The organism is Devosia sp. (genome assembly GCF_025809055.1).
Taxonomy (GTDB): Bacteria; Pseudomonadota; Alphaproteobacteria; order Rhizobiales; family Devosiaceae; genus Devosia.
Genome location: NZ_CP075529.1, coordinates 1,745,696 through 1,759,127, shown reverse-complemented (window position 1 = coordinate 1,759,127; position 13,432 = coordinate 1,745,696). Strand labels below are relative to the sequence as shown.

The window sequence follows — 13,432 nt, the reverse complement described above, 5'->3', positions numbered from 1 at the left end:
TGCTCGGTTATGCAAAAGGCGGTTTTTTTGGGAATTGGCGCCTGTCGACTGAGATATCATAATCGCAGGGTTATTCTATGGGTGTGAGTAATCATTTTACCCCAGCGGCCCCGGGCCCTTAAATGGCGGGGAGAGGGAAACCATGCACTTCGTCCGGATCAATGACGTCCTGCTGCACTATCGGCTCGCCGGGCCGGAGGATGCACCAAAACTGGTCTTTGCCAATTCTCTGGGCACCGATGCCCGCATCTGGGATGCGGTGATCGCGCGGCTCGCGTCCTCCTATCGCATCCTGAGCTATGACAAGCGCGGGCACGGGCTCAGCGATTGCCCGGCGGGCGAGTATAGTCTGGACGACCATCTGGACGATCTTGAGGGACTGGTCCGCCATGTCGGCTTTGACAGGTTTGCCCTGTGTGGCGTGTCTGTCGGCGGGTTGATCGCGCAGGGCTATGCGCTGCGGTCCCCGCAAAGCATCGCGGCTCTGGTGCTCTGCGACACGGCGCCGAAGGTCGGCGATGCCCAATTGTGGAATAGCCGGCGGGCGGCGGTGCTGGAACAAGGCCTCGGGGCCATTGCCGATGGGATCATGGAGCGCTGGTTCAGCCCGGGCTTCCGCAAGGAGCGCCCGGAAGAACTGGCGGGCTGGCGCAACCTGTTCCTGCGGACGGACCCGGAGGGCTACGCGGCGACCTGCGCGACGCTCCGGGATGCCGACCTGACGGCGGATATCGGCGCCATCGCCCTGCCGACGCTGGTCATGGTAGGCGATGCGGACGGGGCGACGCCCGTGGAGCTGGTGCGGGCCTGCGCTGATGCCATTCCGGGCGCGCGCTTTCAGATCGTGCCGGGGGCGGGGCATATTCCGTCCGTAGAGCAGCCGGCCCTGGTGGCCTCGTATTTGCGCGACTTGTTCGGGGAATGTGGCTATGAGTGACGACAAACTGTTTGAGCAGGGCATGGTGACGCGGCGCGCGGTTCTGGGCGACGACCACGTCAACCGCGCCAAGGCGCTGACCACGAGCCTTGATGACGATTTTCAGACCTTCATCACCCAGGGGGCCTGGGGTTCGGTGTGGTCGCGGCCGGGGCTGAGCAAGCGCGAACGCTCGATCGTGACGCTGGCCCTGTTGGCGGCGCTGGGCCATGAAGACGAATTCGCCATGCATGTGCGGGCCACGGCCAATACCGGCGCGGACGCAAATGACATCAAGGAAGCGCTGCTGCATGTGGCGGTCTATGCCGGCGTGCCGGCTGCCAACAGCGCCTTCAAAATAGCCAAGCAGGAACTCGCCAAGCGTCAGGAGGCTGCCCAATGAGCGGAATTATCTTACCGGGTGCCGATGGAGCGCTGTTCCAGCGCGATCGCGACTGGCATCCGGCCGCCGATACGCCGGGCTACAAGAGCACGACATTTCGCGCGCCCCGCCACAGCCTGCTGGCGCTGGGCCCGACCAAGTCGGAAACATCGGGGCCAACGTTCGGGCACGAAAAGCTCGGGGAACTCGATAACGATCTGATCCGCAATTACAGCCAGGACGGCACCGAAGCCATCGGCCAGCGGATGATCGTCTATGGGCAGGTGCTGGACGAGAACGCCCGCCCGGTGCCGGGGACGCTGGTGGAATATTGGCAGGCCAATGCCGGCGGGCGCTATCGCCACAAGAAGGAAGGGTATCTGGCCGCGCTCGATCCGAATTTCGGGGGCTTCGGGCGCTCGATTACCGATGAGAACGGCTTTTATCACTTCCGCACGGTCAAGCCCGGTGCCTATCCCTGGCCCAACAGGGGGAACGACTGGCGGCCGGCCCATATCCATTTCTCGATTTTCGGCCATGCCTTTGCGCAGCGGCTGATTACCCAGATGTATTTCGAGGGGGATCCGATGATCTGGCAGTGCCCGATCGTCGCCACCATCAACGACAAGGCCGCGATCGACCAATTGACGGCCAAGCTGGATCGGCACAACACCACGCCCATGGATGCCCTGGCCTACCGGTTCGACATCGTGCTGCGCGGCCGCCGCTCGACCATGTTCGAAAACAAGCTGGAGGGGAATTGATGAGCCTGCACCCGACGCCCGTGCTCAAGGAGTCGCCCTCCCAGACGGCAGGGCCCTATGTCCATATCGGCATGACGCCGAATTTCTGCGGCATTACCGGGGTCATCGATGCCGATCTCGGCCTCACCATGCTGACCCCGGACACAGTCGGCGAGCGCATTGTCATTTCCGGCCGCGTCATCGACGGCTCGGGCGCGCCGGTCAGCGATGCGGTGCTGGAACTCTGGCAGGCCGATGCCGAAGGCAGTTTTTCGGCGCCCATGGGCCCCAATTCCAATTCCGCCCCCGCCTTCAGCGGCTGGGGCCGCCAGCCGACGCAGCCCGATGGCAGTTTTACCTTCGAGACCATCAAGCCGGGGCGGGTCGATGGGCCGGACGGCAAGCCGATGGCGCCGCATGTGAGCCTGTGGATCGTGGCACGCGGCATCAATATCGGGCTGCAGACGCGGCTCTATTTTTCCGATGAGGCCGAGGCCAATGCAGGCGATTTCGTGCTCAACAAGATCATGGACCCGCGCCGTCGCGAAACCCTGATCGCCCGCAAGGAGGAGGGGGCGGTGCCGCGCTATGTCCTCGACATTCACCTGCAGGGCGACAAGGAAACGGTGTTCTTCGACATCTGAGCTATTGGCTTGAGCAGCTCCTACGAGCTGAATAGGATCGCGGCATGAGCCTTTTGAGTGCCCTGGCGGGCGACACCGAGACCGCGGACCTGCTTTTCGACGATGCGCAGCTGGCAGCGCTCCTGGCGGTAGAGCGGGCGCTGGCCGAGGCGAGCGCCGATATCGGCTGGATTTCGGCCGATGCGGCCAATGCCGTCAGCGCGGCGACAAGCGCATTTGTTCCGGACTGGCCGGGGCTGGCAGCGGGACTGGTGCAGGACGGGGTGATCGTGCCGGCGCTGGTGCGGCAGCTGCGCGGCCAGATTGGCGAGCCGCACAATGGGGCCCTGCACAAGGGCGCCACCAGCCAGGACATCATCGATACCGCGCTGGTGCTGCAACTGGTACCGGTCTTTGATCTGTTCGAGGCCCGCCTTGGCGCCTTGCTGTCGCGCCTCGATGCCTTTGCCGGGGAATGGGGCGACAAGCCGCTCATGGCCCATACGCGCATGCAGGTGGCGCTGCCAACCAGCTGGGGGGCGAAGCTGGCTGCCTGGGCAGAACCGCTGCATCGCCATCTGCGCGCCCTTTCGGCCATGCGGCGCACATTGCTGGTGGTCCAGTTGGGCGGACCGGTGGGGGACCGGGGCAGTTTCGAGGGTCATGGAGATGCCCTTGCTGCGGCGCTGGCCAAGCGCCTCGACCTCGGACTGGCGCCGGCCTGGCACAGCGGGCGCGACCCCATCGTGGCGCTGGGCGGCCTTCTGGCGCTGATCTCGGGCTCGCTGGGGAAGATGGGTGCCGATATTGCCCTATTGGCCCAGAACGAGGTGGGGGCCGTGCGGATTGCTGGTGGCGGCGGGTCTTCGGCCATGGCGCACAAGTCGAACCCGGTCAATGCCGAGGTGCTGGTGGCGCTGGCCCGGGCCAATGCCGGACTTGCGGGCACGTTGCAGCAGGCCATGATCCATGAATATGAGCGCTCCGGCGCCGCCTGGACGCTCGAATGGCTGACCCTGCCGCACCTAGTGGTCAATACCGGCGCGAGCCTGAGACTGGCCCAGGTGATGCTGGGGCAATTGCGCCTCGCCGACGCCTGAGCGGGCATTGCGGAACAGGATCGGCGCCATCGGCCCTGCGTTGGAATGATTTTCTGCGTTGGGCGGAAAACTTGCCCGCCGGCCATCTTGAGAAAATGGGTGATGCCAATAGGTTTGGGCCCTTGTCACCAAGGCTGCTCACCGGCAGCGGCACGAGAGGCTCATGGACGTACGCGTAGAAAATGTCCGCAAGGAATTTGACCGGTTTCCGGCCTTGCATGATGTGTCGCTGGATATTGCCTCGGGAGAGCTGATCGCGCTGCTCGGGCCTTCGGGATCGGGCAAGACGACGCTGTTGCGGCTCATCGCCGGGCTCGAACAGCCCACCGCCGGCAGGATCTTCTTCGGCGACGAAGATGCGTCCGAAAAGAGCGTGCAGGACCGCAATATCGGCTTCGTCTTCCAGCACTATGCGCTGTTCCGGCACATGAGCATTCTGGAAAACGTGTCCTTCGGGCTCAAGGTGCGGCCACGCTCAACGCGCCCGCCAGCGGGCGAAATCCGGCGCCGGGCCATGGAATTGCTGGACCTGGTGCAATTGTCCGGGTTGGAAAAACGCTATCCGAGTCAGTTGTCGGGCGGCCAGCGCCAGCGCGTGGCCCTGGCCCGGGCCCTGGCGATCGAGCCGCGCGTGCTGTTGCTCGATGAGCCTTTTGGTGCGCTGGATGCGCAGGTGCGCCGCGAATTGCGCAAATGGTTGCGCGAGATCCATGATCGCACCGGCCATACCACGGTCTTCGTCACCCATGATCAGGAAGAAGCACTGGAGCTGGCCGACCGGCTCTGCGTGATGAGCCAGGGCAAGATCGAGCAGGTGGGTACGCCCGACAGCGTCTATGACCGGCCGGGTTCGCCCTTCGTCTTCGGCTTTATAGGGGAGTCGTCGGAATTGCCGGTGACGGTCGAAAAGGGCGATCTGTGGCTGGGCGATAGGCCGCTGGGCCTGTCGGGCCAGCAGGGGGAGGGGCCATCGCGCCTGTTCTTCCGCCCGCATGACATCGAACTGGTGGAGGGGGGAGCCGCGCTCACCGGGGTGGTGGCCGCCAGCCGCCGCGTCGGCGGCACCCGCCGCGTCGAGATTGAAATCGGCGGCGCCGCGCATCGGGTGGAAATCGACCTGCCCTTCGACCACCCCGCCGTCGAGCGCACGCAACTGGCCTTCCGGCCTAAGCGCTGGATGCTGTTCCCGGCAGCATAGAAAAGGGCCGGACAAAGTCCGGCCTCAAGTCGTCCGACTTTGGAAGCGGTTTGGCCTTAGCTGGGCAAGACCGGGCTTGGATCGCGGGGGCGGCGATCGAAGGTGTAGCTGTAGCCGGTGCAGAGCATCAGCGCGTCGTCGATGCCGTACATGAAGAGCTTGTTGTCCTGATTGGCCGAACTGATCTGCAGATAGAGATCGTCCTGACGGGCACGGAGGCTTTCACTGCATTTGGGATCGGCCGAATAGGCGCTGACTTCGTCGAGGAATGCCATGCGAACGTCTGGCGACATGGCGGCGACTTCGGGCAGAAGCGCGGCAGCATCGACATTGGTCAGGCTGGCAAAATCTCGCAAGGCCTTGTCGCACTGCAGGAAATCGGAGTCCTCGGAAGTGCAGACGGCATTTGCGGTGTCGTAGTAGGACAGCACCATGGTCTCGAGGGTGCTGGTGCCGGACAGACAGGCATATCCGTCGGCATAGGCAGCGCCGGAAGCGGCGGCTGACAGGGACAGGGTCAGAACCAGGGTCTTCAACGACTTGCGCACGGGCTCGCTCCATCAGGTTGTGGAAAAGCTAGTGTGCGCGGGCATGGCCGGTCAACGCATCGGGGGCGCTTCGGGCCCCTATTTGTTGACACATAGTTAACGTTGACAGCGGGTTAATAGGCTTCGGAGTAGTAATTGCCGAACTTGTGCAGACGAGCGGTCCGGGACTGGTCCTGCTGGTTGAGTGCCACGAGAATTTCGGCTTCCGGCCGCATGGCGTCACGCAGGGCGGATAGGGCCTGACGGGCATCGCTCTGACCGGTGCTGGCCCAGCGGGTGACGAACAGGGCGGCGTCGGCATGGGGGGCGACAGCCAGGCCATCAACCACCGGTGCGAGCGGGGAGGTGTCGATGATGACGACATCGAAATGCTCGCGGGCGGCCGCAATAAGGCGCTCGAACTGGGTACCGAGCAACAACTGGTCGGTGGGGATATCGCTGCGACGCGTGCCCAGAATGAGCGTGGCGTCGGTTAGCGGGTCGCCGGAGACGATGTCGGGCAGGGAATCGGGGTTCTCGCCGCTGAGATATTCGAGCAGGCCATGGGAGGGCGAAACGCCGACAAGTGTGTGCAGGCCAGGCTTGCGCAGGTCGCAGTCGATGAGCGTGACGCGGCGGCCCGCCAGGGCAAAGGACCGCGCCAGCGAGAGGGCCAAAGTCGACTTGCCCTCGCGTGGCAGGGTGGAACTGATCATCACCACCTTGCCGGGATCGCCATCCTTGTGGGCAAGGACCTGCATCAGATTGTTGCGCAGTTTGCGAATGGCTTCCGGGAAGGTCGACAGCGGCGCTTCGCTGACCAGATCGGCCGGGCTCAATAGATCGCTCTTGGTCTTCTGCGTCGGCACGATGTTGGAGACACGTGTGCGGAGCACCTGTTCGGCCTGGCTCTGGCTGGTAAAGCCGCCAATGAAATTTTCGTAGAGGAAGGCGAGTCCAATGGCGACGGCCGCGCCGGTAAACGTGGCCAGGAGCACGATCAGGGTCTTGTTCGGGAAGGTCGGGTCGCGGGGCGACAGGGCCGGTGAGACAACGCGGCTGTCCGGCACCTGGAGGGCGGCCTGTGCTTCGACCTCCTGGATGCGGGCGAGCAGGGTGTCATATTGCTGGCGGGCGAGTTCGGCGCCCTGCTGGAGGCTATAGACCCGGGTCAGGAGCTCGGGCGAAGTGGCGCCGGACACCACTGCACTGCGCAGGGATTGGCGCAACTGGCTTTCCTGGGATTGGCTCTCGACGATGGCCGCCTGCAGTTCCGATCCGCGCTGGCTGGCGGCGGAACGCAGCTGATTTTCGAGGGCCAACAGTTCGTCTTGCAGGTTTTGCGGGGCCACGGGAGCCTGCCCGATACGTGCCAGCAGGGCCTCGCGCTGGCCTTCGAGCTCGGCGATGGCGGCGGTGCCGACGGCAGTGACGAGGGCATTCCAGTCGTTGCTGGCCAGGCTGGCATCAATACCGGCCTTGAGGCCAGCCGTGTCCCGGCGGGTGGTTTCGATCTGGTCGATCTGGCTACGCAGCCCGGCAATGGTGGAGGAACTGCGCGCGTCGACGGACAATTCGTCCAGATTGCCGTTGAGGAAAGAATCGAAGGCCGCTTCGGTCTCGGTGACCTTTTGCTGAGCCTCGACAATGCGCGCCTCCAGCAGGTCGCGGGAGGTCAGGACGCTGTTCACCTTGGAGGCGAGCTGCTGCTCGATATAGGTGTCGGTAACCGCATTGGCGAGCCGCGCCGCCTGGGCGGGGTCTGGCGAATGGGCTTCGATCTCGATGAGATAGGTCAGGCCCCGGCGCTGCACGTCCACGGACTTGCGCAGGTTGGCGAGCAGATCCTGGGTCGCGTCCTCCGCCGAAGGCAGGCTGGGTTCGCCGATGTTCAACAAGGCCATGATGCGGCCCATGATCGACAGATTGACGCCAAGGTCCGCTTGGCTGGCGAGATTTTCACGGTCGATAACGCGCAACAGGACGCTGTCGGAGGCGACGATCTCGACTTCGCTGTCGATGCGAAAACTGTCGGTCGATGAACTGCCGCCATTGCCCTCGCTTGCGAGGAGGTCCTTACGGCTGGGATCGACCAGAACCAGCGCCGAGGCGCTGAAGATCGGGGTTATCGACAGCGATGCGACGATCGCCACGATGATGAAGGCGGCGACAGTTGCGGCAATCAGGCGATAGCGCCGGGCCAAAAGGCCGGCAATGCTCCGAAGGTCAATCTCGCCGCTGTTCAACGCCATTCTCCCTGCATTCCCGCGCGAGATATAGGCTCAAAATGCCAAGAAACCGTTTCGTGTCATGGGTTAATGAGGGGAGCACCTATGCGGGTCTCGCAATTGCGCGGCGGCCGATCGCGAGCAGAACGATCAGTGCAATTGCATTTGCGGGCACTTCGAGACTGAAATCGAAGAGCGAATGGGTCGCGGCGATCACCAAGGCGCCGAGGGCAGGCGCTGCCAGGGCCCATTGCCGATCATCAAGCTGCGGCATGGCGCGAAACAGGCGCCAGCCCATGCCGAACACCACCAACACGGGCAATGTGCCGAAGATCAGGCCGAGCTCGACCCACAGGGTGAGATAGGTGCTGTGAGCCCGGCTCCACAGCAGATCGGGATCGACCGGCAGGGCGTGGACCAGTTGAAATGCTTGCTGGAAGGCGCCACCGCCGAAGCCGGTGAGCGGGCGCATGGCGATCAGGTCCAGCACCTGGGCATAAAGGGCGGTCCGGTCGGCGACGCCCGAACCAATCGTGGACACCCGTTCCAGGGCAGCGTCGGCAAATAGCCAGGCAATGCCGAGGGCGCCGAAGAGGAGAAGCAGCCAACCGCCCGCGCGCAGGCCGCGCCCGGTTCGCGTGGCCCAGAACGCGATCAGCACCAGCCAGCCGAGGCCGGCACTGGCCAGACCCATGCGCGAGCCGGTGGCCAAAAGCGCGGTGGCCAGCAGCAGAAAGGCCGCAACGCCGATAATCACGGAGCCTAGCCGCAAAGGGTCGCCCGCGCGGCGAAGAAAGGGTGCCAGCGCCCGCGTCAGCGCCAGGGTGGAGGCAAGGGCCAGATAGGTGGCGAAGCTGTTGCGGTTGACGAAGGGCCCGGTGGCATAGCCGACATAGTCGGGCTTCTCGGCGCCGAAAAGCGTCGTCGTGGCGTTGATGCCGGCGATGCCGATGAGTGCATAGACGCAGCCGACAATGAGCATTACGTCGAGCAGGCCTTGCGCGCGCTCGTCATCGGCCTGGGTGCGAACGATCAGCAGATAAAGCAGGACATAGCTTGCGGCCAGAATGGCCAACAGCGCGGTTTCGCCGGGCACCAGCGAGATGGCCAGAGCCTGAAGGTCAAGACCATGTGCGCTGATTGCCGTGAGGCCGGGCGCGATGGCGCCGAGCGGCAGAACCTGTATCACCAGATAGGCGATGCAAGCCAGAACCGCCGCGATCGCCAGCCGTGAATGGGCGGGCACAGGCTCTTTACCAGCCAGGCCGAAGGCGAGGACAGCCAGCAGGCCAATGGATGCGGCAATGCTGGCTTTGGCCAGTGCCGGCACGCTGCCATAGGGGAGTGGAGCCAGTGCGACCAGGGCGGCAAGGCCCGCCAGAACAACCCATCGTATCCAGCCATCCATGGCCGGTTTGCCCGACACCGACATTGCTAGCTCCCCGTCAACTGCCGGACGGCATCCAGAAAATCCTGCTGCCGCGCGGGGGTGATCGTCGCGAATGCCGGCTGAACAAGGGCGCGAAACGCGTCATCGCGGGCATAGCGGGCTGCGGCCCAAAGCAGGCCTGCCTCGCTCTCCAGCGTTACCATCAGGTCTGCCTGCATCATGGCCTCTGCCATCTCGGGGATTTCGCCTGCCAGGGAGAGCGCCATGCTGAGCCGGGGCGTGGCCAGCCAGGCCTCGGCGGGGGACATCGCCCGCGACCGGCCCAAATGGGTCCAGACGGTATCGGCCTCCTCGCGATAGAGCGCGGCCTGCGCCAGGATCAGTTCGGCATGGCCAAAGACCGGGTTGCCATGGAGAATAGTTTTCGCCAGGGCCTCGCAGCGCACTACGGTGGCATCATCGGCAACGGCCCGGGCGCCAGCCTGGGCGGGCAAGAGGCGCTGGCAATCCAGAAGGATCGTGCTGCGGCTGGGCAGGCTGGGGCTCAGGACGTCGATCCGGGTCGCGGCGATGCGCTGGGCAGGCGGCAGGCCAGGCGCCGAAAGGCCTGGTGCCTCACTTGCCGCGAACCAGCTACCGGCAAGCGCCACGATGCCGCCAGCAAGCACGAGGAGCAGACGATGCATTCCGGTTTCTCCATTCGTGCCAGACACTAAACCCTGCTTCCTTCCGCCGGTTTAACGCAAAGCTAGTATCCGCCGGATTACTGCTAGGTCAGTTACGTATGTTTATCGGCCTGGTCTTTCGCCCAGGTCATGACGACAGGTGTCCAACTGACGGTTGCGGCCAATAGCGCTACCACGATCAGGCTGTCCGGCATTTCCAACTGGTATGCCGTGGCGGCAGTGGCTTTGCTATTGTCTTCATTGATCTATTTCGGCCATGCCGAGGCGACCGGCAGCTATCAGACCTTCAACAATCCGCTCAAGCCGAGCTACTTCTACTTCCTGACCTACGCCCTGACCGGGCTCTATCTTGCTGCCAACCGCGAGGCGTTCAATCGCTGGCGCGATTATTGGCCATTCTTCGCTGCCATGACCATGATGCTGGCCCTGCACCTGTGGTGGATGCCGTTCGCGGGGCAGAATTCAGAGCAGGCCCGGATATTTGTGCTCAGGGTGAACACACTGTTGATGGGTATATGTCTCACCATCATCATTGCCCAGGCCGATAATCTGAAAGCCATCGTCCGGGCCGTCCAGGTGGTGATGTGGGGCACGGCCCTGCTCAATGTCGCGGTGGTGCTGATGCCGGGCCTGTTCCCGGTGAAGATGGGGGTCTATGCCGGACGCGCCGCCGGGTTGTACTGGGACCCAAACCAGTGCGCGACCTTTCTGGCCATGGCCTTGCCGCTGATGTGCCTGGGCGCCAGTCATGGGATGCGGCTTGTCCACTACGGGATTGTGCTGGTCGGCATAGCCTTCACCTTCAGCCGCGAGGGTATCGTGCTCTGGCTGGTGGCCGTTACGCTCGACCACGTCATGCTGTCCAACGCCGCACAGGGCATGGCCACGCGGCTGTTGCGGCTGATGCGCGTGCTGCTGATCGTCGGCCTCGTGGCGGGGCTGTTCCTCATATTCTACCAGGACATCATCAACGCGCTGCGTCCCTTCCTCAACACCGACACGTTCTCGCGCCTGTCCGGTGTCGACCGCGGGACCACCAATGAACGCATCCGGCTCATGCTGTATGGCTGGGAGGCGTTTGCGCAGCAACCGATCCTGGGCATGGGCTATGGCTCCACCCATGTGTGGAGCCACGGATTGTCCGTCCACAATATGTTCGTGCTGATGCTGGCCGAATTCGGGCTCGTCGGCTTTGCTGCTTATTGTTTCATGCTCGGCGCCTTGCTCTATCAGGGCACGCGGATCGCCGTGGTCATCTTCGCCATGCTGGTCATCCAGTCGGTGTTCACGCACTCCTATTTCGATCTGCCCTATTATCTGCTGCTGGCGATCCTCTACCTGCGCATGAGCATGGAGGAACGCGACAGGACGCTGGGCCGACCGCATGCGGGGGGGCTCACATGGTAGAGGCGATGCCGGTTTATTTCGTGCTGCCGAGCCTGTCGGGAGGCGGTGCGGAGCGTGTGATCACGACCCTGCTGCGCTTTATCGACCGCAAGCGATTTGACCCGACGCTGGTCCTGGTCAATGGCGCGGATCGTACCCTCGCCGCACAGGTGCCCGAGGACGTCCGCGTCATCGACCTGGGCGAACCGCGATTGCGCAATGCGATGCCGGCATTGTTGCGGCTGATCTGGAGGGACAGGCCCCCTCTGGTCGTGTCCACCCTAGACCATGTCAATGTCGCCACCGGGCTGCTGCGCATGGTTTTCCCCCGAGGGACCCGGCTGATCGTGCGCGTGACGGACTTTCTCAACCTTGAAAAGCCCGGCCTGCGGCGGATGATGGCGCTGAGCTTTCCGCGCGCCGACGGGATCATTTTTCAGTCGCGGGCCATGGAAGATGCGTTTTCCGAACGGCTTGGCCTCGCCAGGGGCGTGGGGCAGGCCATTGCCAATCCGGTCGACATCGAGGGCATTCGAGCCAGATCGGCCGAGCCCGTGACCCTGCCGTTCCGCCCCGAACGCACCAATCTCGTTGCGGTCGGCCGCCTGGCGCCGGCCAAGGGCTTTGACACCCTGCTCGCTGCTCTGGCGCGGTCGCCCCGTAGTGACGTGGACCTGCACATTCTGGGCGAGGGCAGCGAGCGTGCGGCACTGGAAGGCCAGATTGCCGATCTCGGGCTTGCGGACCGGGTGCGGCTGGCGGGCTTTACCGCCAACCCTTATTCGGTCATGGCAAAGGCGGACGGGTTCGTGCTGTCCTCGCGCTTCGAGGGATTTCCCAATGTGGTGCTGGAGGCTCTGTGTTGCGGGCTGCCGGTGTTGTCGACACCGGTTCCGGGCGTGGCGGAACTGATTGGATCGGTGCCGGGCTGCGTACTGGCCAAGGGGTTTGGCGCCGATGACCTGGCCGCGGCACTGGCCGATTTTGCCACAGGAAATGGCCAGCACCCCAGTGCCGGGGTGGTCGACGGACACTCGGCAGCCAATGTGACCCGTGCCTACGAAGACTACTTCATCAAGACTGTCAGACAGGGGGCGGTGTGATGACCGTTGCGTTCCTGCTCAACCGGCTCAATCTCGGCGGGGCCGAAAATCACACGCTGGGTCTCGGAGACCGGCTCGAAGCGGAAGGCCGGCTGGTGCAGACCATGGTGCTGTTGACCGGCGGGGCCGATCCGCACCCGGCGGTGCTGCCGGGCAAGCAGCTCGACCGGATCGGGGGACGATCCATCCTCGACCTGTCGGCGCTGCGTGAATTGGGCCACCGGCTTCGCTCCGAAAGGGTGGATCTGGTGCTTGCCGTGAACCAGACCGCGCTCACCGCGGCCATGGTGACGCGCTGGCTGGGCTGGCACGAGGCCAGGGTGGTTTGCGTGTTCCACACCACGATGGTGACAAGTCTGGGGGGGCGGCTCAAACTGCCCATCTTCAAGTTTCTGGCCTCCCGGTCGGACGGCATCATTTATGTGAGCCGCAATCAGCAGCGATACTGGACCGAACGCGGGCTCTCCGCACCCCGCGTGACCGCGATCACCAATGGCATCGACACCAGGCGCTTCCGCCCGCCGACCGCGCCCGAGCGGTCCGCGGCGCGCGCCGCGCTGGGTTTTACGCCCGAGGATGTGGTGATCATTCTCAGCGGCCGCTTCGCACCCGAAAAGAACCATGTGCAACTGATCGAGGCCGTGCATCGGCTCGGCGCAGCAGGCGAGCGTTTCAAACTCCTGCTGATCGGCGAGGGCGACACGGAGCCCATGATTCGGCAACAGGTTTCGGCGCACGGTCTTGATGACCGGGTGTATTTCGCTGGTGCGCGGGTCGACATTCCCCAACTGTTGCACGCCGGGGACATTGGCGTGCTGGTCTCCAATGCCGTTGAGACATTTTCCCTCGCAGCGCTGGAGGCCATGGCCAGCGGCCTGCCCGTCGTCCTGTCCGACATCGGCGGCGCGACCGAAATGGTTATCCATGGCGAAAACGGCTATCTGTTCCCGGTCAATGACACCCAATCGCTGACCGAGTGCCTCCTGGCACTCGCGGACGAAAACCTGCGCCAACGCATGGGCGCGGCAGCGCGGGCGCGCGTGGAAAAAGAGCACACCATCGAAACGATGCTCGACCGGTACCGGGCCTTCATCGATGGCCGGCCTGCCGTTGATGTCGAGCGGCCGGAAAGCGAATTGATACCGTGAAC

General features: G+C 64.1%; 13 protein-coding genes. 9 read left to right on the top strand and 4 right to left on the bottom strand.

Translation table 11 applies throughout. The annotated features are described in order from the left end of the window. Window positions 1–142 precede the first annotated feature (142 nt). From pcaD to KIT02_RS08540, 6 genes are all read left to right on the top strand, one after another. Window positions 143–937, top strand: a complete 795-nt coding sequence (gene pcaD, locus KIT02_RS08565; RefSeq protein WP_297584978.1) for a 3-oxoadipate enol-lactonase — start codon at window positions 143–145, stop codon at window positions 935–937. After that, window positions 930–1,319, top strand: coding sequence for a 4-carboxymuconolactone decarboxylase (pcaC, locus tag KIT02_RS08560; protein ID WP_297584976.1), 390 nt, complete (start codon window positions 930–932; stop codon window positions 1,317–1,319). The genes pcaD and pcaC overlap by 8 nt, the downstream gene beginning before the upstream one ends. Beyond that, on the top strand, window positions 1,316–2,062 hold the full coding sequence (gene pcaH, locus KIT02_RS08555; RefSeq protein WP_297584973.1) for a protocatechuate 3,4-dioxygenase subunit beta: 747 nt from the start codon (window positions 1,316–1,318) through the stop codon (window positions 2,060–2,062). The genes pcaC and pcaH overlap by 4 nt, the downstream gene beginning before the upstream one ends. After that, window positions 2,062–2,685 carry a protocatechuate 3,4-dioxygenase subunit alpha gene (gene pcaG, locus KIT02_RS08550; protein ID WP_297584971.1) on the top strand — a complete coding sequence of 208 codons (624 nt, stop codon included), beginning with the start codon at window positions 2,062–2,064 and terminating at the stop codon, window positions 2,683–2,685. Before pcaH ends, pcaG begins: the two co-directional genes overlap by 1 nt. Before the next feature lie 44 nt (window positions 2,686–2,729). Next, a complete protein-coding gene (locus KIT02_RS08545) occupies window positions 2,730–3,764 on the top strand; it encodes a 3-carboxy-cis,cis-muconate cycloisomerase (protein WP_297584968.1) in 1,035 nt (344 codons plus the stop codon). Between the two features lie 163 nt (window positions 3,765–3,927). Then, entirely contained in the window at window positions 3,928–4,962 is a 1,035-nt protein-coding gene (locus KIT02_RS08540) for a sulfate/molybdate ABC transporter ATP-binding protein (protein WP_297584966.1), read from the top strand. 56 nt (window positions 4,963–5,018) lie between these two features. On the opposite strand, the gene KIT02_RS08535 is transcribed toward KIT02_RS08540, so the two are convergent. The 4 genes from KIT02_RS08535 to KIT02_RS08520 form a co-directional block, all read right to left on the bottom strand. Beyond that, window positions 5,019–5,510 carry a hypothetical protein gene (locus KIT02_RS08535; protein ID WP_297584964.1) on the bottom strand — a complete coding sequence of 164 codons (492 nt, stop codon included), beginning with the start codon at window positions 5,508–5,510 and terminating at the stop codon, window positions 5,019–5,021. A 113-nt stretch (window positions 5,511–5,623) separates the two neighbouring features. Continuing rightward, window positions 5,624–7,741, bottom strand: coding sequence for a Wzz/FepE/Etk N-terminal domain-containing protein (locus KIT02_RS08530; protein ID WP_297584961.1), 2,118 nt, complete (start codon window positions 7,739–7,741; stop codon window positions 5,624–5,626). A 79-nt stretch (window positions 7,742–7,820) separates the two neighbouring features. Then, complete coding sequence (locus KIT02_RS08525; protein ID WP_297584958.1) at window positions 7,821–9,149, bottom strand: O-antigen ligase family protein; 1,329 nt, start codon at window positions 9,147–9,149, stop codon at window positions 7,821–7,823. Between the two features lie 2 nt (window positions 9,150–9,151). After that, a complete protein-coding gene (locus KIT02_RS08520) occupies window positions 9,152–9,793 on the bottom strand; it encodes a hypothetical protein (protein WP_297584955.1) in 642 nt (213 codons plus the stop codon). 129 nt (window positions 9,794–9,922) lie between these two features. On the opposite strand from KIT02_RS08520, the gene KIT02_RS08515 reads away from it, so the two are divergent. Genes KIT02_RS08515 through KIT02_RS08505 form a run of 3 tightly spaced genes read left to right on the top strand, consistent with a single transcriptional unit; the run spans window position 9,923 to window position 13,430 of the window. Further along, window positions 9,923–11,200, top strand: coding sequence for an O-antigen ligase family protein (locus KIT02_RS08515; RefSeq protein WP_297584953.1), 1,278 nt, complete (start codon window positions 9,923–9,925; stop codon window positions 11,198–11,200). Then, window positions 11,194–12,282 (top strand): glycosyltransferase, encoded by a 1,089-nt coding sequence (locus KIT02_RS08510; RefSeq protein WP_297584950.1) that lies wholly within the window; start codon window positions 11,194–11,196, stop codon window positions 12,280–12,282. Before KIT02_RS08515 ends, KIT02_RS08510 begins: the two co-directional genes overlap by 7 nt. Continuing rightward, window positions 12,282–13,430, top strand: coding sequence for a glycosyltransferase (locus KIT02_RS08505; protein WP_297584948.1), 1,149 nt, complete (start codon window positions 12,282–12,284; stop codon window positions 13,428–13,430). Before KIT02_RS08510 ends, KIT02_RS08505 begins: the two co-directional genes overlap by 1 nt. Window positions 13,431–13,432 lie beyond the last annotated feature (2 nt).

Excerpts from the sequence above, each read along its gene's own strand:
- pcaD (WP_297584978.1), top strand. The coding sequence starts at position 143 with ATGCACTTCGTCCGGATCAATGACGTCCTGCTGCACTATCGGCTCGCC.
- pcaC (WP_297584976.1), top strand. The coding sequence starts at position 930 with ATGAGTGACGACAAACTGTTTGAGCAGGGCATGGTGACGCGGCGCGCG.
- pcaH (WP_297584973.1), top strand. The coding sequence starts at position 1,316 with ATGAGCGGAATTATCTTACCGGGTGCCGATGGAGCGCTGTTCCAGCGC.
- pcaG (WP_297584971.1), top strand. The coding sequence starts at position 2,062 with ATGAGCCTGCACCCGACGCCCGTGCTCAAGGAGTCGCCCTCCCAGACG.
- KIT02_RS08545 (WP_297584968.1), top strand. The coding sequence starts at position 2,730 with ATGAGCCTTTTGAGTGCCCTGGCGGGCGACACCGAGACCGCGGACCTG.
- KIT02_RS08540 (WP_297584966.1), top strand. The coding sequence starts at position 3,928 with ATGGACGTACGCGTAGAAAATGTCCGCAAGGAATTTGACCGGTTTCCG.
- KIT02_RS08530 (WP_297584961.1), bottom strand. The coding sequence starts at position 7,741 with ATGGCGTTGAACAGCGGCGAGATTGACCTTCGGAGCATTGCCGGCCTT.
- KIT02_RS08525 (WP_297584958.1), bottom strand. The coding sequence starts at position 9,149 with ATGTCGGTGTCGGGCAAACCGGCCATGGATGGCTGGATACGATGGGTT.
- KIT02_RS08520 (WP_297584955.1), bottom strand. The coding sequence starts at position 9,793 with ATGCATCGTCTGCTCCTCGTGCTTGCTGGCGGCATCGTGGCGCTTGCC.
- KIT02_RS08515 (WP_297584953.1), top strand. The coding sequence starts at position 9,923 with ATGACGACAGGTGTCCAACTGACGGTTGCGGCCAATAGCGCTACCACG.
- KIT02_RS08510 (WP_297584950.1), top strand. The coding sequence starts at position 11,194 with ATGGTAGAGGCGATGCCGGTTTATTTCGTGCTGCCGAGCCTGTCGGGA.
- KIT02_RS08505 (WP_297584948.1), top strand. The coding sequence starts at position 12,282 with ATGACCGTTGCGTTCCTGCTCAACCGGCTCAATCTCGGCGGGGCCGAA.